This window comes from Zeimonas arvi (genome assembly GCF_008039575.1).
Lineage (GTDB): Bacteria > Pseudomonadota > Gammaproteobacteria > Burkholderiales > Burkholderiaceae_E > Zeimonas > Zeimonas arvi.
Genome location: NZ_VDUY01000009.1, coordinates 59,992 through 78,039, shown reverse-complemented (window position 1 = coordinate 78,039; position 18,048 = coordinate 59,992). Strand labels below are relative to the sequence as shown.

At 70.7% G+C, this 18,048-nt stretch carries 17 protein-coding genes; 6 read left to right on the top strand and 11 right to left on the bottom strand.

The features are described from left to right. Positions 1-2: 2 nt before the first annotated feature. Positions 3-188, bottom strand: a complete 186-nt coding sequence (locus FHP08_RS17650; protein ID WP_147705821.1) for a hypothetical protein — start codon at positions 186-188, stop codon at positions 3-5. Positions 189-299: 111 nt separating this feature from the next. On the opposite strand from FHP08_RS17650, the gene FHP08_RS17645 reads away from it, so the two are divergent. Then, positions 300-2,213: an FAD-binding oxidoreductase gene (locus FHP08_RS17645; RefSeq protein ID WP_147705820.1), complete on the top strand. Its 1,914-nt coding sequence runs from the start codon at positions 300-302 to the stop codon at positions 2,211-2,213. A 39-nt stretch (positions 2,214-2,252) separates the two neighbouring features. Here the strand turns inward: FHP08_RS17645 and FHP08_RS17640 are convergent, their stop codons facing one another. Then, complete coding sequence (locus tag FHP08_RS17640) at positions 2,253-2,732, bottom strand: FKBP-type peptidyl-prolyl cis-trans isomerase (RefSeq protein WP_147705819.1); 480 nt, start codon at positions 2,730-2,732, stop codon at positions 2,253-2,255. Positions 2,733-2,758: 26 nt separating this feature from the next. Here FHP08_RS17640 and FHP08_RS17635 point away from each other — a divergent pair, with 26 nt between their 5' ends. Continuing rightward, on the top strand, positions 2,759-3,952 hold the full coding sequence (locus FHP08_RS17635) for a ribosomal protein uL16 3-hydroxylase (protein WP_147705818.1): 1,194 nt from the start codon (positions 2,759-2,761) through the stop codon (positions 3,950-3,952). Between the two features lie 42 nt (positions 3,953-3,994). On the opposite strand, the gene FHP08_RS17630 is transcribed toward FHP08_RS17635, so the two are convergent. The 4 genes from FHP08_RS17630 to FHP08_RS17615 are packed head-to-tail and all read right to left on the bottom strand — an operon-like array spanning position 3,995 to position 7,449. Further along, entirely contained in the window at positions 3,995-4,774 is a 780-nt protein-coding gene (locus FHP08_RS17630) for an MBL fold metallo-hydrolase (RefSeq protein WP_147705817.1), read from the bottom strand. Between the two features lie 13 nt (positions 4,775-4,787). Beyond that, positions 4,788-5,933 (bottom strand): outer membrane protein assembly factor BamC, encoded by a 1,146-nt coding sequence (bamC, locus tag FHP08_RS17625; RefSeq protein ID WP_147705816.1) that lies wholly within the window; start codon positions 5,931-5,933, stop codon positions 4,788-4,790. Between the two features lie 2 nt (positions 5,934-5,935). Next, positions 5,936-6,814, bottom strand: coding sequence for a 4-hydroxy-tetrahydrodipicolinate synthase (dapA, locus tag FHP08_RS17620; protein WP_147705815.1), 879 nt, complete (start codon positions 6,812-6,814; stop codon positions 5,936-5,938). Positions 6,815-6,828: 14 nt separating this feature from the next. Beyond that, complete coding sequence (locus FHP08_RS17615) at positions 6,829-7,449, bottom strand: class I SAM-dependent methyltransferase (RefSeq protein ID WP_147705814.1); 621 nt, start codon at positions 7,447-7,449, stop codon at positions 6,829-6,831. A gap of 40 nt (positions 7,450-7,489) precedes the next feature. Here FHP08_RS17615 and FHP08_RS17610 point away from each other — a divergent pair, with 40 nt between their 5' ends. Next, positions 7,490-10,183 carry a sensor domain-containing protein gene (locus tag FHP08_RS17610; protein ID WP_147705813.1) on the top strand — a complete coding sequence of 898 codons (2,694 nt, stop codon included), beginning with the start codon at positions 7,490-7,492 and terminating at the stop codon, positions 10,181-10,183. A 24-nt stretch (positions 10,184-10,207) separates the two neighbouring features. Here the strand turns inward: FHP08_RS17610 and FHP08_RS17605 are convergent, their stop codons facing one another. Genes FHP08_RS17605 through FHP08_RS17585 form a run of 5 tightly spaced genes read right to left on the bottom strand, consistent with a single transcriptional unit; the run spans position 10,208 to position 14,566 of the window. Then, a complete protein-coding gene (locus tag FHP08_RS17605) occupies positions 10,208-11,410 on the bottom strand; it encodes a tryptophan--tRNA ligase (protein ID WP_147705812.1) in 1,203 nt (400 codons plus the stop codon). Positions 11,411-11,417: 7 nt separating this feature from the next. Continuing rightward, positions 11,418-12,071 carry a site-2 protease family protein gene (locus FHP08_RS17600; protein WP_147705811.1) on the bottom strand — a complete coding sequence of 218 codons (654 nt, stop codon included), beginning with the start codon at positions 12,069-12,071 and terminating at the stop codon, positions 11,418-11,420. 25 nt (positions 12,072-12,096) lie between these two features. Continuing rightward, entirely contained in the window at positions 12,097-12,726 is a 630-nt protein-coding gene (locus FHP08_RS17595) for an L-threonylcarbamoyladenylate synthase (RefSeq protein ID WP_147705810.1), read from the bottom strand. Next, complete coding sequence (locus FHP08_RS17590) at positions 12,723-13,646, bottom strand: 3',5'-nucleoside bisphosphate phosphatase (protein ID WP_225879192.1); 924 nt, start codon at positions 13,644-13,646, stop codon at positions 12,723-12,725. Before FHP08_RS17590 ends, FHP08_RS17595 begins: the two co-directional genes overlap by 4 nt. After that, on the bottom strand, positions 13,643-14,566 hold the full coding sequence (locus tag FHP08_RS17585) for an alpha/beta fold hydrolase (RefSeq protein WP_147705809.1): 924 nt from the start codon (positions 14,564-14,566) through the stop codon (positions 13,643-13,645). The genes FHP08_RS17590 and FHP08_RS17585 overlap by 4 nt, the downstream gene beginning before the upstream one ends. Before the next feature lie 98 nt (positions 14,567-14,664). On the opposite strand from FHP08_RS17585, the gene FHP08_RS17580 reads away from it, so the two are divergent. From FHP08_RS17580 to FHP08_RS17570, 3 genes are read left to right on the top strand one after another with little or no spacing between them, the layout of a single operon-like run. Beyond that, positions 14,665-16,350, top strand: coding sequence for an acyl-CoA synthetase (locus tag FHP08_RS17580; protein ID WP_147705808.1), 1,686 nt, complete (start codon positions 14,665-14,667; stop codon positions 16,348-16,350). Between the two features lie 24 nt (positions 16,351-16,374). After that, positions 16,375-17,478 (top strand): metal-dependent hydrolase, encoded by a 1,104-nt coding sequence (locus FHP08_RS17575; RefSeq protein WP_147705807.1) that lies wholly within the window; start codon positions 16,375-16,377, stop codon positions 17,476-17,478. Positions 17,479-17,523: 45 nt separating this feature from the next. Then, complete coding sequence (locus tag FHP08_RS17570; RefSeq protein ID WP_147705806.1) at positions 17,524-18,045, top strand: gamma carbonic anhydrase family protein; 522 nt, start codon at positions 17,524-17,526, stop codon at positions 18,043-18,045. Positions 18,046-18,048 lie beyond the last annotated feature (3 nt).

Sequence of the window (18,048 nt, the reverse complement as noted above, 5' to 3'; positions counted from 1 at the left end):
CGCTACTTGGCGAGCGGGCTGACCGGGACCGTCGCGATCTCCATCACGCCCCACAGGATGTAGAGGACGGTGGGAATCGTGACCCCGAGGAACAACAGCAGAAACGGGTTGTCGAGGATCTGCTGGAAAACCGGAATGCGTTCTTCCGGTGATTCGGACGCGCCCTGCTCTGGCTTGTGATCGGCCATTACCCCCTCCTTGATATATTTTTCATGCATCTTTATCGTGAACCAACGGGGACGGAAGTCAAGCCCCCACATTGACGCCGCTCAAGGTTCGTCCCCACTCGGAGGCTCCCGGTGCTTCGCGCGATCCAGTCCCTGCTCCAGTGGTTCTTCCTCCGGATGGAGGCCGTGGGCAACCGGGTCTTCGGCGACCGGCTGAACCCGATGTACTACCTGGGCGCCACCAGCTACTGGATGTTCTGGCTGGTGGTGATCAGCGGCCTCTACGTCTACGCCTTCTACGAAACCGGGGTCGACAAGACCTACGCCTCGATGGAGGCGATCACGCACGGGCAGTGGTTCGCCGGCGGCATCATGCGCAGCGTGCACCGGTACGCATCCGACGCCATGGTCCTCACGATGCTGCTGCACATGCTGCGGCACTTCGCCTTCGACCGGCACCGGGGTTTCCGGGCCTTCTCGTGGATCACCGGCGTGGTCCTGCTGTGGCTGGTCTATGCGTCCGGCGTGAACGGCTTCATGCTGCCCTGGGACCGGCTGGCCCAGTTCGTGGTCATCGCGACCACCGAGTGGCTCGACGCGCTGCCGGTGTTCCGCGGCATGCTGACCCGCAACTTCATCACTCCCGAGGCGGTGTCGGACCGACTGTTCTCGCTGCTGTCCTTCCTGCACATCGGGATCCCGCTGGTCGTGCTGCTCGCCTTGTGGATCCACACGCAACGCGTGCCGCGCGCCTCCCAGATGCCCCCCCGGCCGCTTGCGATCGGACTGGTCCTGATGCTCGCCGTGCTCGCGCTGGTGCGCCCGGTGGTCAGCCAGGCGCCGGCCGATTTCGCGTCCTTCCCGGCCACGCTGTCATTCGACTGGTTCTACCTCGGCGTGTATCCGCTGATCTACGCCTGGGATCCGCTCTGGCTGTGGGGCGCGCTGGCGGCGGCCACGCTGCTGCTGTTCGCCCTGCCCTGGATGCCGCCGGCGCGCTACGCCCGCGGCGAACCGAAGCAGATGACCGTGCATCCGGGGCGCCAGCTCGCGCCGGTCCGCCCGGGCGAAACCCTGCTCGACGCGGGCCTGCGCGCCGCCATCCCCCTGCCCTTCGAGTGCCGATCGGGCGGCTGCGGCGTGTGCAAGGCCACGCTGATCGGCGGGCAGGTCGAGATGTCCGGCTACCAGAAGAGCGCGCTGACCGACGACGAACGCGCGGCGGGCCGCATCCTCACCTGCTGCGCCACCGCGATCACCGACGTGGAGTTCGAATACGAGGCGCACGCGGCCGCGCGCGGCACCACGATCGAGCGCTACCGCGCCAGGGTCGAGCGGCTCGAGAAGCTCGCGCACGACGTGATGCTGCTCGGGCTGCGCCTGCAGGACGGCCGCAAGCTCGCCTTCGAAGCCGGCCAGTACCTGAACGTGATCCTGGAAGACGGCGCGCGGCGCAGCTACTCGTTCACCGTGCCTTCGGGCGAAACCGACCTGGTCGAACTTCACGTGCGGCTGATGCCGGGCGGACGCTTCACCACACGCGTGTTCGAATCGATGAAGCCAGGCGACGAGATCCAATTCGAAGGGCCGGTCGGCTCCTTCGTGCTGCACGAACCGAGCGACAAGCCGCTGATCTTCGTGGCCGGCGCCACCGGCTTCGCACCGGTGAAGAGCCTGCTCGAGCAGGCCTTCCGGCTGGGCATCGAGCGGCCGCTCTACCTGTACTGGGGCGTGCGCCAGCGCCGCGACCTGTACATGATGGCGCTGCCGCAGCGCTGGGCGCGCGAACATCCGAACTTCCGCTTCGTTCCGGTGCTGTCCGAGCCCGGCACCGACGAGCCCTGGGACGGCCGCACCGGCCTGGTCCACGAGGCGATCCTGGCCGACTTTCCCGACCTGTCGGGCTTCTCGGTGTACGCCTGCGGATCGGTTCGAATGGTCGAGGCCGCGCGGCCGGCCTTCGTGGCGCAGGGCCTGTCCGAGGAGGCCTGCTATTCCGATGCGTTCACGCCCGCGGGGGGCGCGGCGCCCGCCGCACGCGCCTGACGGTCCTGCCCGCCAGGCAGGATCGGCGCCGCACGCAAGTCAGGCTTCGGCGTCGCCGCGCGCCCGGTATTCGGCGATCTCGTCCTCGTCGGCCTCGGACACCTCCACGATCTTCAGCTCGAAGCGCAGCGCCATCCCGGCCAGCGGATGGTTGCCGTCGAGCACGACCTGGTTGCCGGCAATGTCGGTCACGATCCAGATGCGGCCGTCGGGCGCTTCGCCGGGCACGCCCTCGAAGCCCATGCCCTCTTCGAGTTTCTCGGGCAGCGACTCGCGCGGCGCGAGCCGGACCAGCCCGGGATCGTAGTCGCCGAAGGTCTGTTCCGGCTCGAGGTACAGGCTGGTCTCGAAGCCCGCCGCCTGTCCTGCGAGCGCCCGCTCGATCGGCTCGAACACGTCGCCGTAGCCGCCGTGCAGGTAGGTGATCTCCCGCTCGCCGTTCTCGACGGCCTCGCCGCTCGAATCGAACAGCCGGTAATGGACGGTGACCCAGCGATCGTTCGCGACCTCGAGCTGCACCCGGCACTCCTTCCTATAATCGTGCGATGAAAGCGAAAGAATCGAGACGGGCGACCCGGCGCGCCCCTTCCAGGGCCGGCGACTCCGTCGCCCCCCTGGGCAGCCTCAGTGTAGACGAGTTCATGCGCCGCCACTGGCAGCGCAGGCCGCTGCTGATCCGCCAGGCCATCCCGGGCCTCGCGCCGCCCCTGGATCCCCGGCAACTGGTCGAGCTGGCGGCCGACGACGACGTCGAGTCGCGACTGGTGACGCGTCGACGCGGGCGCTGGGCGCTCGAGCACGGCCCGTTCGAACCCGAAGAAGTCCCGGCGCTGACCCGACGCGACTGGACGCTGCTCGTGCAGGGCGTCGACCTCCATGTCGACGCGGCGCACGCGCTGCTGGCGCGCTTTCGCTTCGTGCCCGACGCGCGGCTCGACGACCTGATGATCAGCCTGGCCGGCGATGGCGGCGGGGTCGGGCCGCACGTCGACTCCTACGATGTCTTCCTGCTGCAGGCCTGGGGGCGGCGCCGCTGGCGGATCGGGCCGGTGCGGCAGCCGCGGCTGGTCGAGGGGCTGCCCCTGAAGATCCTCGACGGCTTCGAGCCCGACGAGGAATGGACGCTGGAGCCGGGCGACATGCTCTACCTGCCGCCGGGTTGGGGCCACGACGGCATTGCCCACGGCCCCTGCATGACCTGCTCGATCGGCTTTCGCGCGCCGTCGCGCCAGGAGTTCCTGTCGGCATTCCTCGCCGAAGCGGCCGATGCGCCCGGCGGGCCCGACCCCCGCTTCGGCGATCGTGGCCGCGCGCCCGCCACCTCGCCGGGCCGGATTCCCGACGATCTCGCGGCGACCCTGTCCGCGTGGGCGCGTGATTGGCGGCCGGATCCGGCGCGCGTCGACGAATTCGCGGGCCGCTACCTGACCGAACCCAAGCCCTCGGTCTGGTTCGAATCGCCTGCGCCGATGGCGCTGGAGCGCTTCGTTCGCGCTGCCCGCAAGCAAGGGCTCCGCCTGGACCGACGCAGCCGGATGGCCTGGCGGGGTGCGAAGCTGTACCTGAACGGCGAGGCCTTCAGCCCCGATGCCGCCGGCAGGCGGCTGCTGCGCCGGTTCTCGGACAGGCACGGGCTCGATGCCGCCGAGCTGCAGGCGCCGGCTGCGTCGGCACCGGTGTTCGGCCTGCTCCACCAATGGCACAGCGCCGGCTGGATCCGACTGGGCGCCGCCCCCTGAGCCTGCCGCGGCCCATCGTGTGCAGGTCCGCTGGAACGCAGCCTAGACCGGGTGCCAGTCGAGGCCTTCGGCCTGGTCCGCCACCCGGATGTCGTCGAGCGCCGCGTCGAGCACCGCCGCCAGCGCCCGCCGCGCCAGCTCCGGCCGGTTGTTCTGCTGGCTCAGGTGCGCAGCCACCACGGTGCGCAGCCGGTCGCGGTCGATGGCGCCGAGGATTCGCGCCGCCTCGGCATTGGCGAGGTGACCCCAGGGCCCGCCGATCCGGCGCTTGAGCACCGGCGGGTACGCCGGGTTGTCGGCCAGCATCTGCGGATCGTGATTGCACTCGAGCACCAGCGCGTCGAGACGCGACAGCGCGCGCACCACGTGCGGCGTGCCGTGGCCCAGGTCGGTCAGCACGCCCAGCCGGGCGCGACCATCGTCGAACACGTACTGGACCGGTTCGCGCGCATCGTGCGGCACCGGCACCGGCTCGATGCGAAAGGCGCCGACCTCGAAGGACTCGAGCGGGTCGACGATGCGCACCAGCGGCTCCGCACGGCCGATGCGTCCGCAGCCCTGGAGGGTGCCATGGGTGAGGTGAACCGGGATGCCGTGCGCCGCCGCCAGCCGGAAGACGCCTCCGACGTGGTCGCCGTGCTCGTGGGTGACGACGATGGCCGACAGCGCGGTCGGCTCGCAACCCAGGGCGCGCAACCTGCGCTCGGCCTCGCGCAGCCCGAAGCCGCAATCGACCAGCACCCGGGAAGTCGACGCGCCGTCGTCGGTTTCGACGAGCAGCGCGTTGCCTTCGCTGCCGCTGCCGAGGCTGGCGAAACGCAAGCCCGCGAGCCCCCTACTTCAGCTGCTCGTGCAGCAAGGTCAGGATCTTGGACGCAGTGTCCCGATCGAGGCCGGCGACGGCCTTGCCCTCGCGATCGAGCACCGTGACCACCGTGCCGTTTCCGGTGGCTTCCGCCTTCAGCTGGAACTGTTGCGAGACCTGCTCTTCCTTCTTGAATCCGAACATCCGGCTGAAGAAGCCCGGTCGCGCGTTCGCGGCCTTCGCCTGCGCCTCGGGGTCGATGTAGCGCACGAAGTACACGCCGAGCGAACGGTCCCGGTCGTCGACGGTGAAGCCGCCGCGATCGAGCGCCAGGCCGATCTGCCGCCAGGCACGATCGAAGGACTCGGCGATCTCGACCCGAGGCCGATCACCTTCGGCGACCAGCTTTGCCCGCGCGGCCGCCGGCGTGCCCGCGGCCGCCACCGCCTCTTGAGCGCGCTCCTGGGTGGCGCCGAGCTTGACCATCATCCGGCGCATGAACTCGATCTCGAGTTCCGGCTCGCTGGGCCGCGGCTGCCACACGGTCTGGTCCTGCTCGCGGGTCGAGTAGACCTCGATCATCCCGCGGTGGCTCACGTAGATTTCGGTGCCGTTGGGGCCGCGCTCGACGCGGGTGCGGAACTTGTCGCGCTCGCCGGTGGAATAGAGTTGGTCGAGCGCCTTGCCGATGGTCCGGCGGACGAAGTCGAGCGGGATCTTGGCCCGGTTCTCGGCCCAGTCGGTCTCGATGATGCCGGTCTCGGGCGACTCGGTCTGCACGATGAAGCCCGACTCCTGCCAGAACTCGCGCAGCAGGGGCCAGACCTGGTCGGGGCTGAGATCGGTGACCAGCCAGCGATCGGCGCCCAGGCGCTCCATGCGCACGCCCGGTGTGGCCGGCAGCACCGTGGCGGCGCGGGTGCCCTGGGCGGCCGCGCGGCTGCGCTCGAATCCGGACGCAGTGCGGGCGTCGGCCGCGCGCTCGGGGATCGTGAAACGGCCATCCCCGCGGGGGCTGGCCAGGTCGGGCGGGATGTCGAGCGGGGGGAGCTTGCCGGCCGACTTGTAGTCGATCTTGCTGCGCTCGTCGAGGTACTCGTTGATCGAGCAGGCAGCGAGCGTGGAAACGGCAAGGGCCAGCGCCACCAGCCTGACCAGGTACGCGGCGGGCTTCATCGTCAATTCAGCACTCCAGCACTGGCGAGCGCGGCCCGGACGGTCGCGCGCTTGCCTTCGGACAGCGGGATCATCGGCAGCCGGATGCCGCCGCGGATTCGGCCCATTTCCGCCAGCGCCCACTTGACCGGCACCGGGTTGGGCTCGACGAAGAGATCGAAGTGCAGCGGCAGCAGCTTGCGGTTGATCGCAAGGGCGCCCGCCCAGTCGCCGGCGAGCGCCAGCTCGCACATCCGGGCGATCTGTCCGGGCGCCACATTGGCGGTGACCGAGATGATGCCGTGACCGCCCATCGCCATCAGCGCGAGCGCCGAGTCGTCGTTGCCGCTGTAGACGGCGAAGTGGCCCGGCAGCGCGGCGAGCAGCGCGGAGCCGCGCGCGATGTCGCCGGTGGCGTCCTTCAGCCCCACGATGCCCGGCACCTGCGCCAGGCGCAGCGTGGTCTCGTTGGACAGGTCGGCGACCGTGCGACCCGGCACGTTGTAGACGATCATCGGCAGGTCGACCGCCTCGGCCACCGCGCGGAAGTGCCGGTACATGCCCTCCTGGGTGGGCTTGTTGTAGTACGGGACGACCTGCAGCGTGCCCTGGGCACCGACCTTCTTCGCGTGCTCGGTGAGCTCGATCGCCTCGCGGGTGGAGTTGCCGCCCGTGCCGGCGATGACCGGCACGCGACCCGCCGAATGCTCGACCGCCACGCGGATCAGCTCGACATGCTCGTCGACGTCGACGGTGGGCGATTCGCCGGTGGTGCCGACCGCGACGATCGCCGCGGTGCCCTGCGCCACGTGCCAGTCGATCAGCTTGCGATAGGCATCGAAGTCGAGGCTGCCGTCCTCGTGCATCGGGCTGACGATTGCAACGAGGCTGCCTTTGATCATGGAGGATCCGTCGCTCATGGAAGGTCCGTCGGGGGGTCCGTCGCCAAAACCGCTAGTTTAGCCGAGCCCGGCGACGGCCGCGCCGCGCAGACGCGCTGGACGACCGCCGGCTTCGGAGTCGGCACGTAGCCCGACTCGTAGGCGATCACCGCCAGCCCCGCCGCCTGGGTCCGCGCGATCAGCTCGCCCTCGCGGAGCAGGAAGTCGGGATTGGACGGTCGGCCCCAGGCCTCGTTGCCGCTCGCGAAGGTCTCGTAGACCAGCAGGCCACCCGGCGCGAGCAGGCCACAAGCCAGCGCGAAGCGGGGCCGGAAGAGGTAGTTCGCCACGATCACGGCATCGAAGCCGCCTGGCGGCAGCGCCCAGGGGCCCTGCTCGAGGTCGATGCAGCGCAGCTCGAGGCGGTCTTGCGAGCCTGCGCCGAGCGCCGCGATCGACTCGGCTCGCAGCCTGTCGAGCGCCTCGGCGTCGCGATCGACCGCGAGCACCCGGTGGCCCTGGCATGCAGCCAGCAGCGCGTGCCGACCACTGCCGCAGGCCAGGTCGAGCACTCGCGCACCGGGCGGCAACGCGCCGAGCCAGCGGGTGATCCAGCGCGACGCCTCGCCCGCCGCATGGGGTTTCGAATGTGACATCCTATCTGTCTGCAAGAACGACGATCGGCTAGATTACCGAATGCTCCGGGATTTCGTCCTGCTCCTGCTCGTCTGCGCCGTGGCCTTCGGAGGCTGGCTGCTGCTTCCGCTGTTGCGCGCGCGCCTGCAGGGCGCCGCCCCCGCCGGCGCGATGCCCGAGCGCGAGCGCGTGGCGGAGCGGCTCGCCGGCCTGGGCTCCTGGGCGCACGAGCTTCGCGACAACCGGCTGCGCTGGAGCGAAGGCAGCTTCCGGGTCTTCGGTGTCGCAATGGCCGACGGCGAGCCGGCGCCGCGCGATTTCCTGGCCAGGGTCGACCCGGCCGACCGCCAGCGCTGGCGCGACACGCTGCGCCGGGCAGTCCGAGAAGGCCAGGAAATGAAGGTCGAGTTCCGCTACCTGCGGCCCGACGGCCAGCTCGTCTGGATCCGCATGGCGCTGCGGCCCGAGCTTGCCGGCAGGCGGATCGTCCGGATGTCCGGCGTGGTGCAGGACATCTCGGGCATGCGAGCCATGCAGCGGCAGCTCGCCGCCAGCGAGGCCAAGTTCCGCGAACTCACCCAGCTCAGTTCCGACTGGGTCTGGGAGACCGACGCCGAGCACCGCCTCGCCTACCTGTCCGATTCGATCGACGCCGCCCTCGGCCCCTGGGCGCGCGAGCTGATCGGCCTCGAACCCTGGCAGGCGCCGGACTACGACTTCCTGTCCCCCGCGTGGGACCACTATCGCGCGCTGGTCCACGAGCACCGCCCGATCGACGGTTTCGAGCACAGCCGGATCTCGCACGACGGCCGGGTCTTTCACCTGGAGATCAACGGGCGTCCGGTTTTCGACGCCGCCGGCGCCTTCGCGGGTTACCGGGGCACCGGCCGGAACATCACCCGCGAGCGCCAGCAACGCATCCTGCTGGAGCTCGAAGGCGAGATCGCCGCGATCATCCGCGACAACGCGGAACCGGCGCGCGCGATCCGCGAGATCATCGCTGCAATCTGCCGCCGGCTCGGCTGGATCGGCGGACTGCGGGTGGCCGAAGCCGAGGCCGGAAACGGGCTCGAGGTCTGCGAGTTCGAAGGCTCCCCGGCCTTCCAGGAAATGGTCGAGGCGCTGCCGCCCGGCATCGCCTGCGAGGCCGACGCCCCCGAACTGCTCGCGCTGGCCGGCGGCCGCCATGCGTGGTTCGCCTCGCTCGACGACCTGCCGGCGCTGCGCGAGCGATACCGGACCAGCGCGCTCGGCGCTCGCGCCGCGCTGCTCGCGCCGATTGCCGACGACCAGGGCCGGGCCCAGTGCCTGCTTGTGTTCCTGAGTCCGGTGGGCTTCCGCGACGACGGCTTCGTCGGCCCCATCGCCGACACGCTGTCGCGCACCCTGTCGCTCTACCTGCGCCGGGCGCAGGCCGAGCGCCAGCTTCGCCACGCGTCGCTGCACGACCCGCTCACCGGTCTGCCCAACCGGGCCAGCCTGTTGCGGACGCTCGAGCAGAAGCTGACCGCCGATCCGCATCTGGCGGTGCTCTACATCGACCTGGACCGCTACAAGATCATCAACGACACGCTGGGCCACGCCGCCGGCGACCACGCCCTGGTGGAGATCGCCGACCGGCTGCGCGGCGCGATCCGCCCGCAGGACATCGCCGCCCGCATGGGCGGAGACGAGTTCGTCGTCGTGCTCAGCGGCGCCCTGCCCCAGGTCGGCATCGAGCAGATCGCCCGCGACATCCTCGCCGCCATCGAAAAGCCCCTGCTGCTGGCCGACCGGGCCTGGTTCCTCTCGGCCAGCATCGGCGTGGCGGTGGCGCCCGCCGACGCCACCGAGATCGAGATGCTGGTGCGCTGCGCCGACAACGCGATGTACGAGGTCAAGACCGAAGGCCGCAACGACGTCCGCTTCTTCTCCGGCTCGCTCTCCGACGAGCGCGCCGAGCAGCTCCAGCTGGCCGCCGAGCTGCCGCTGGCGCTCGAGCGCGGCGAGGTCGACCTCCACTACCAGCCCGTGCTCGCGATCGGCGAACGCCGCGTGGTCTGCGTCGAGGCCCTGCTGCGCTGGCAGCACCCGGAGCGCGGCCTGCTGCTGCCCGAGCGCTTCCTGCCCGCGGCCGAGCAGTCGCAGCTGATCCGCGAGATCGGCCTGTGGGTCCTGCGCCGCGCCCTCGACGATCGGGTCAGGCTGGGCGTGGACAGGCACCCCGACATCGCGGTCTCGGTCAACGTGTCCGCGCGCCAGCTCGTCGACGACGAGTTCGTGGTCCGGCTGGGCGAGCTGCTTGCCGAGCGCCAGCTGCCGCCGCACCTGCTGCGCATCGAGCTCACCGAGAGCGCCTTCGTGGCGGATCCCGAGCGCACTGCCGAGCTGATCGCCCGGCTGCGCCGCTTCGGCGTGCGGGTGATCATCGACAACTTCGGAACCGGCTACGCCTCGCTGTCCTGGCTCAAGCGCCTGCCGGTGGACGGCCTGAAGATCGACCGGGCCTTCGTGCACGGCCTGCCGGGCGATCAGGGCAACGCCGCGATCGTCGAGGCGATCACCACGATGGCCGCACGGCTGGGCATGCAGGCGATGGCCGAAGGCGTGGAAACCGCCGCCGAGCTTCGCGGGCTGCGCACCCTGAACTGCGACCAGGTCCAGGGCACGCTGATCGCCGACCCGATGCCGGTCGACGAGATCGAGGACTTCCTGGAAACCCTGCCGGCGCTGCGCGAGATGCACCTCGCGCCGGCCCGCCGCACGGCGTCCTGAGGCGTCGCGGCTGGCCCGAGCGCGTCAGTCGTAGGCCAGGCCCATGGCCTCGCGTACGTCGCGCATGGTCTCCTGGGCCATCTTGCGCGCCTTGTCGCAGCCGTCGGCCACGATGTTGCGCAGCAGGCTGGGATCGTCCAGATAGGGCTGCGCCCGCTCGTGGAACTGCTGCTGCTCGGCGATGATCGCGTCGATCACCGGCTGCTTGCACTCCAGGCAGCCGATGCCCGCGCTGCGGCAACCCTTCTGGACCCAGTCGCGCGTGTCGTTGTCCGAATAGACCAGGTGCAGCTGCCAGACCGGGCAGCGCTCGGGCTCGCCCGGATCGGTGCGCCGGACCCGCGCCGGATCGGTCGGCATGGTCCGGATCTTCTTGGTGACCGACTCGGGCGCCTCGCGCATGGCGATCGCGTTGCCGTAGCTCTTCGACATCTTCTGCCCATCGATGCCGGGCATCCGCGAGGCCTCGGTGAGCAGCGCCTGCGGTTCCGCCAGGATGATCTTGCGGCTGCCCGCGAGCCAGCCGAACAGGCGCTCGCGATCGGCCATGCCGAGGTTCTGGGCGAGCTCCAGCAGTTCGTGGCCCTGCTCGAGCGCGGTTTCGTCGCCCTGTTCCTGGTAGCGGGTGCGCAGTTCCTGGTAGAGCTTGGCGCGCTTGCTGCCGAGCTTCTTGACCGCCTCGCGGGCCTTGTCCTCGAAACCCGGCTCGCGGCCGAACAGATGGTTGAACCGGCGCGCGATCTCGCGGGTGATCTCGATGTGCGGAACCTGGTCCTCGCCGACCGGCACCCAGGCCGCCCGGTACATCAGGATGTCGGCCGCCTGCAGAAGCGGGTAGCCGAGGAAGCCGTAGGTGGCCAGATCCCGGTCGGAGAGCTTTTCCTGCTGGTCCTTGTAAGTGGGCACCCGCTCGAGCCAACCCAGCGGCGTGCTCATCGACAGCAGCAGGTGCAGCTCCGCATGCTCGGGCACCCGCGACTGGATGAACAGCACCGACTGCTGCGGATCGATACCCGCGGCCAGCCAGTCCACCACCATGTCCCAGACGTTGCGCTCGATCACGTCGGGCGAGTCGTAGTGCGTGGTCAACGCATGCCAGTCGGCCACGAAGAACAGGCAGGGATGCTCGGATTGCAGCCGGACCCAGTTCTTCAGGGCTCCGTGGTAGTGCCCCAGGTGCAGCGCCCCGGTGGGACGCATGCCTGACACGACGCGTTCGGTGAACATGACAGGATCAGAGAGAGAGGATGGAAGCCAGCACGCCGACGCCGAGATCGACGAGCGGGCCGATGACGTTGCCGAGCAAGCCGGTGGCCAGCAGGGCCAGCAGGATGAAGATGCCGTAGGGCTCCAGCCGCGAATACGGGATCGCGAGCCTGAGCGGCAACAGGCTGGTGAGGATGCGGCCGCCGTCCAGCGGCGGCACCGGCATCAGGTTCAGGACAGCCAGCGCGATGTTGACCAGAATGCCCGCGTAGGCCATCCGCACGAAGAACTCGTCGCCGACGCCGGTGACCACCATGGCCTTGATCGCGAGGCCCCAGCCCAGCGCCATCAGCAGGTTGGCGCCCGGTCCGGCCGCGGCCACCAGGCCCATGTCGCGGCGCGGCGAGCGCAGGTTGGAGGCGATGACCGGCACCGGCTTGGCCCAGCCGAACAGCAGGCCGCCGCCCAGTGCCTTGCTGGCGAGCAGGATCAGCCCGGGAACCAGCAGGGTGCCCACCGGGTCGACGTGCTTGAAGGGGTTGATCGTGACGCGCCCCAGCGCCTGGGCGGTGCGATCGCCTAGCCGGGACGCCACGAAGGCGTGCGCGGCCTCGTGCAGCGTGATCGCGAGAACCACCGGGATCGCATAGACGGCGATCAGCTGCAGAATGCTCAGTTCCATCGTGGAAGGATTGTATCAGCGGCAGTCAGCGGCCCCCGACCATTCCCTCCACACTGCCCTTGCCCACGCGGGTGACCACCGGCTCGTCGCCGGTCATGTCGACCACCGTGGTCGGATCGAAGGACTGGCCGCCGGCGTCGAGCACCAGGTCGATTCGCCGCGCCAGACGCGCGACGATCTCGTCGGCCTCGTGCAGCGGCTCCTCGTCGCCGGGCATGATCAGGCTCGCGCACAGCAGCGGCTCGCCGTGGGCCTCGAGCAGGCCCTGAACCACCGGCGAGGCGGGCACCCGCAGGCCGATCGTCTTGCGCGACGGATGCCAGAGCCTGCGCGGCGTTTCCTTCGTGGCGTTGAGCACGAAGGTGTAGGGGCCGGGCGTCCACTCCTTCAGGAAGCGGTACTGCCGGTTGTCGACATGGGCGTAGACCGCCAGTTCGGACAAGTCGCGGCACATCAGCGTGAGCAGGTGCTTCTCGTCGAGCCCCCGGATCGCGCGAAGACGGTCCACCGCCTGCTTGTCGCCGAGTGGGCAGGCCAGCACGTAGCAGGCGTCAGTCGGAACCGCTGCCACGCCCCCGTCGCGCAGGATCTGCGCCGCCTGGCGCAGCAGGCGCGCCTGGGGGTCGACGGGATGGAGTTCGAATCGCTGGGTCATGCGGTGTCCTGGCCGGTGGCCGGTTCGGTTTGCAGTCGCCCGTCGCGGCGCGAACGGGCCACGGTGGCCGCCTCGGGCCAGTCGCGCCAGACCGGCACGACCGAATCCGGCAGCGGTGGCAGCCCGCCGAAGTCGACCCGGCTTTCACCCGGTGCATGGAAATCCGACCCGCGCGAAGCGAGGAAGCCGAATTCGCGCGCGTGGCCTGCGAAGCGGCGGTACTGGTCGGGCGTGTGCGAGCCGCTGACCACCTCGATGCCCTCGCCGCCAGCCTGGCGAAACTCGTCCATCAGGGCCCACAGCCGGCCCTCGTCGAGACGGTACCGGCCGGGATGAGCGAGGATCGCCACGCCACCGGCGCCGCGGATCCAGCCGACCGCCTCGCCCAGCGCGGCCCAGCGGTGCGGCACGAAACCCGGTCGGCCCTCGGAGAGGTAGTGCCGGAACACCTCGCTCACGTCGGCGCAGATGCCCGAGTCGACGATGTGCCGCGCGAAGTGAGTGCGCGAGATCAAGGCCGGATTGCCCACGTGCTTCAGCGCGCCGGCGTACGCGTCGGGCACGCCCGCGCGTTCGAGCTGCGCGCCCATCTCGCGGGCGCGGGCGTCGCGGCCGGCTCGGGTGCGGGCCAGGCCCTCGATCAGCGTCGGCTTGTGCGGATCCACGCGCAGGCCCACCACGTGGATGGTCTCGCCACCCCAGCTGACCGAGATTTCCACCCCGGCCACGAAGGCCATGCCCAGCCGGCGGGCCTCGGCGGCCGCCTCGGGGATGCCGGCCAGTTCGTCGTGGTCGGTCAGCGCGTGCAGCCGCACGCCCGCCGCGTGGGCGCGCCTCACCACCTCCGCGGGCGCGAGGATCCCGTCGGAGACGTGGGAATGGCAGTGCAGGTCGGCATCGAAGGCGCCGGGGGCGATCACGACAGGAACTCCCGGATCAGCGCGGCGACCGCCCCGGGTCGGTCGTGATGCATCATGTGGCCCGCTCCGGCCACCGTGGCGCGGGACAAGCTGCGGATTGCGCTCAGGCGCTCCCGGTACTCGGGCTCCTTCACGAAGGCGTGCCAGTCGCTGGCATGTTCGGAGAGCACCCACAGCACGTCGGCCTCGATCCGGCGCCAGACCTCGGTGACTTCGTCGGCCCGGTAGAGCACCGGGTTCACCAGTCGGTGTGCCGGGTCGCCCGCCAGCGCGAAGCGGCCGTCCGGCTGCGCCACGCCCCAGTGCTGCGCCAGGAAGGCAGCCTGGTCGGCGCGCAGGCGCGGGTTGTTCTTCATCAGCCGGGCAGCGACCGCCTCGCGCGAGTCGTAGTCGCGCAAGGAAGGCCCCGCGTGCAAGGCGTCGAGCCACTCGCGATAACGGTCTGGCGCCTGCTCCGGCCGCGAGGCTGGCATGCCGACGCCCTCGAGGTTGACCAGCTTGCGCACCCGCCCGGGTCGCACGCCCGCGTACAGTGCGGCCACATTGCCGCCCATGCTGTGCGCCACCAGGTCGACTGGCTCGCCTGGCGCGAGGACGTCGAGCAGACGATCGAGGTCCGCCAGGTAGTCGGGAAACCAGTAGCAGTCGGCCGCCGGCCGCTCGCTCAGGCCGAAGCCGCGCCAGTCCGGCGCGAGCAGCGTCCAGTTCGCGGGCAACAGGTCGACGACGAACTGGAACGAGGCCGACATGTCCATCCAGCCATGCAGCAGGAACACGGTGCGGGCGGGCCCATCGACAGGGTCCGCGTCCGTGGTCTCGCCCGCGGGAACGGCCGGCCAGCGGCGCAGATGGTGGCGCAGGCCGCGAACCGCCAGGAACCCGGACTCGCTCTGGCGTTTCGGGCGGTAGGCGGCCGGCATGCCGCCGGCGGTTTCGGTCGGTGAAAGGACTTCGGTATCCGGATCGGTCTGGCTTGGCACAATATCGCTCCCAGCACCCATTATAGGAAGCGACGCGGATGGCACCGACGCGAGACGACTACGAGGCCCTGCACGCCGGCTTCCGCTGGCAGGTGCCCGCGCGAACGAACATCGCCGAACTCTGCTGTGCGCGCTGGGCGCGCTCGTCCGGCCGGACCGCGATCGTGTTCGATCGCGGCGACGGCCGCGTGGAGACCAGCAGCTACCAGGACCTGCATCGGGCGGCCAACCGCCTCGCCAACGCGCTGGCCGCGCTGGGCGTCAAGCGCGGCGACCGGGTCGCGATCGTGCTTCCGCAGCGACCGGAGACCGCGGTGGCGCACTTCGCGATCTACCGGCTCGGCGCGATCGCGATGCCGCTGTCCATCCTGTTCGGCCCGGACGCGCTGCAGTACCGGCTGGAGAACAGCGAGGCGGTGGCCGCCATCGTCGACGTCGGCCATCTCGAGGCAGTGCGGGCGGCACGGCCCGACTGCCTGCGGCACCTGGTCGCGGTGGGTCCTGCCGGCGGCTCCGCGGCGAACGGCGAGCTCGACTGGGACAGCCTGCTGGCCCGCGGCAGCGACCGCTTCGCGCCGGTGCGCACGCTGGCCACCGACCCTGCCGTCCTGATCTACACGAGCGGGACCACCGGCCCGCCCAAGGGCGCGCTGATCCCGCATTCGGCGATCATCGGCAATCTTCCCGGTTTCGTGGCCTCGCAGGACTGGTTCCCGCTCGACGGCGACGTCTTCTGGTCGCCGGCCGACTGGGCCTGGACCGGCGGACTGATGGACGCGCTGCTCCCCACGCTCTACTTCGGCATGCCGATCGTGGCCGGCGCCGGGCGCTTCGGCCCCGAGCGCGCCTACGAGCTGATCGAGCGCCACCGCGTCACCAACGCCTTCCTGTTCCCCACCGCCCTGAAGATGATGATGAAGCACGACCCGGTGCCGGGCCGCAGCCGGTCGCTCGCGCTGCGCGCCGTCATGAGCGCCGGCGAATCGGTGGGCGCCACGCTGTTCGACTGGTGCCGCGACGCGTTCGGCCTCTCCGTCAACGAGATGTACGGCCAGACCGAAGCGAACTACATCGTCGGCAACTCGGCACTGCGCTGGCCTGCCCGTCCGGGCTCGATCGGGCGCCCCTACCCCGGCCACCGGGTCGCGCTGATCGACGAGGCCGGCCGCGAGCTGCCGCCAGGCGAACTCGGCGAGGTCGCGGTGAATCGCTTCGACCGGCACGGGCACCCCGATCCGGTCTTCTTCCTCGGCTACTGGCGCAACGAGCCGGCCACCCGCGCCAAGCTGAGCGGAGACTGGTGGCGCACCGGCGACCTGGCCACGTCGGACGCCGACGGCTACCTCTGGTACGGCGGGCGCGCCGACGACATGTTCAAGTCGGCCGGCTACCGGATCGGACCCAGCGAGATCGAGAACTGCCTGGTGCAGCATCCCGCGGTCGGCAACGCTGCCGTGGTGCCCAAGCCCGATCCCGAGCGCGGCAACCTGGTCAAGGCCTACGTGGTGCTGGCACCGGGCCGCGAGGCCGGCGAGGCGCTGGTCGCCGAACTGCAGCAGCACGTGCGCGGCAAGCTCGCGCCCTACGAGTACCCCAAGGAAATCGAGTTCATCGACGAGTTGCCGATGACCACTACCGGCAAGGTCCAGCGGCGCGTGCTGCGGCTGCGCGAGGAGGAACGCGCGCTCGAGGCGGGCGGCACCGAGCCTCCGCCTCGCGACTGAACAACCGGTTCGCGAAGGATCTCGATGGATTCGGTTTCCCAGATCGCGCTCGGCGCGGCGGTCGGCGTGGCCACGATGGGCCGCCGGACCGCGCCGTGGAAGGCCGCGCTGTGGGGTGGGCTGTGCGGCACCCTGCCCGACCTGGACGCGCTGATCGACCACGGCGATGCGGTGTCGAACATGACGCTGCACCGTGCCGAGACCCACGCGCTGTTCTGGCTCACGCTGGCCTCGCCGGTGCTCGCCGGCCTGGCGGCCTTGCTCGCCCGCGAACGCGACCGCTTCGGGCGCTGGTGGCTTGCCACCTGGCTGGTCCTGGTCACGCACCCGCTGCTCGACGCGATGACCGTCTACGGCACCCAGCTCGCCCTGCCCTTCAGCGACTGGCCCTGGGGCGTCGGCAGCGTCTTCATCATCGACCCGCTCTACACGCTGCCGCTGCTGATCGGCCTGGCCGTTTCGCTGGCGCGGCGCGGCGCGCCGGGCCGCCTGCGCGCCAATGCGATCGGCCTGCTCCTGTCCACCTGCTACCTGGGCTGGAGCGTACTGGCCCAGACGATCGTCGAAGACCGGGTGCGCGGCGCGCTGGCCGCGGCCGGCGACCCCGCCGCGCGCGAGGTGCCGATGCTGGTCACGCCCACCGCCTTCAATACCGTGCTCTGGCGCGTGGTGGTGATGCGCGGCGAGCGCTACGACGAAGGCTTCGTCTCGCTGCTCGACGGTGCCCGCGCGCCCCGGTTCGCGAGCTTCGAACGCGGCCTGCCGCTGCACGCCAGGGTGCGGGAGCTGCCCGCGGTCGAGCGGATGACCCGCTTCACGCACGGCTTCTGGCGGCTGGCCGAGCGCGATGGCCGGATCGTGCTCACCGATCTGCGCATGGGCCAGGAGCCGTACTACGTGTTCGCGTTCGCGGTGGCGGCGCTCAGCCCCAACCCCGGCCTGCAACCGCTCACCCCGGTGCGCGTGGGCGGGCGCCAGGGCATGGAGGTGGGCGCGAGCCTGCGCTGGCTGCGCGACCGGGCGCTGGGGGCGGACAGCTTCCCGCCCGGCTTCCCTGCCCGGCGAACCATGCCGGCCTCGGCGCCGCATCCGGACCTGCCCGCGAGTCGGGCCGGTGCGGCGCGTTAAACTCGGCGCCATCCCTCACCCGAAGAACCCTCCAGGAACCCGAACATGGCCGTCTATCGACTCGGTGAACGCGTCCCTTCCATCCACCCCACCGCCTGGGTCGCCGATTCGGCCGACCTGATCGGGCTCGTCGAGCTGCACGAGAACGCCAGCGTCTGGTTCAGCGCCGCGCTGCGCGGCGACAACGAGCCGATCATCGTCGGCGCCAACAGCAACGTGCAGGAGAACGCCGTGCTGCACACCGATCCCGGCTCGCCCTTGCGCATCGGCGAATGGGTCACCGTGGGGCACCAGGCCATGCTGCACGGCTGCACGATCGGCGACGGCTCCCTGATCGGCATCCAGGCCGTCGTGCTTAACGGCGCCAGGATCGGCCGGGAGTGCCTGATCGGCGCCGGCGCCCTGATCGGCGAGGGCAAGGAGATCCCCGACCGCAGCGTGGTGCTCGGCGCCCCGGGCCGGGTCGTGCGCCAGCTCACCGACGAGGACGTCGCCCGGATCCGCGCGGGCACGCGCACCTATGTCGAGCGCGCCCGTTATTACCGCGAAGCGCTGAACCGCGTCTGAGGC

Coding starts and splice junctions, on each gene's coding strand:
- FHP08_RS17650 (WP_147705821.1), bottom strand. CDS start 188: ATGGCCGATCACAAGCCAGAGCAGGGCGCGTCCGAATCACCGGAAGAA.
- FHP08_RS17635 (WP_147705818.1), top strand. CDS start 2,759: ATGAAAGCGAAAGAATCGAGACGGGCGACCCGGCGCGCCCCTTCCAGG.
- bamC (WP_147705816.1), bottom strand. CDS start 5,933: ATGAAGCCCGCCGCGTACCTGGTCAGGCTGGTGGCGCTGGCCCTTGCC.
- dapA (WP_147705815.1), bottom strand. CDS start 6,814: ATGATCAAAGGCAGCCTCGTTGCAATCGTCAGCCCGATGCACGAGGAC.
- FHP08_RS17615 (WP_147705814.1), bottom strand. CDS start 7,449: ATGTCACATTCGAAACCCCATGCGGCGGGCGAGGCGTCGCGCTGGATC.
- FHP08_RS17610 (WP_147705813.1), top strand. CDS start 7,490: ATGCTCCGGGATTTCGTCCTGCTCCTGCTCGTCTGCGCCGTGGCCTTC.
- FHP08_RS17605 (WP_147705812.1), bottom strand. CDS start 11,410: ATGTTCACCGAACGCGTCGTGTCAGGCATGCGTCCCACCGGGGCGCTG.
- FHP08_RS17600 (WP_147705811.1), bottom strand. CDS start 12,071: ATGGAACTGAGCATTCTGCAGCTGATCGCCGTCTATGCGATCCCGGTG.
- FHP08_RS17595 (WP_147705810.1), bottom strand. CDS start 12,726: ATGACCCAGCGATTCGAACTCCATCCCGTCGACCCCCAGGCGCGCCTG.
- FHP08_RS17585 (WP_147705809.1), bottom strand. CDS start 14,566: ATGCCGGCCGCCTACCGCCCGAAACGCCAGAGCGAGTCCGGGTTCCTG.
- FHP08_RS17580 (WP_147705808.1), top strand. CDS start 14,665: ATGGCACCGACGCGAGACGACTACGAGGCCCTGCACGCCGGCTTCCGC.
- FHP08_RS17575 (WP_147705807.1), top strand. CDS start 16,375: ATGGATTCGGTTTCCCAGATCGCGCTCGGCGCGGCGGTCGGCGTGGCC.
- FHP08_RS17570 (WP_147705806.1), top strand. CDS start 17,524: ATGGCCGTCTATCGACTCGGTGAACGCGTCCCTTCCATCCACCCCACC.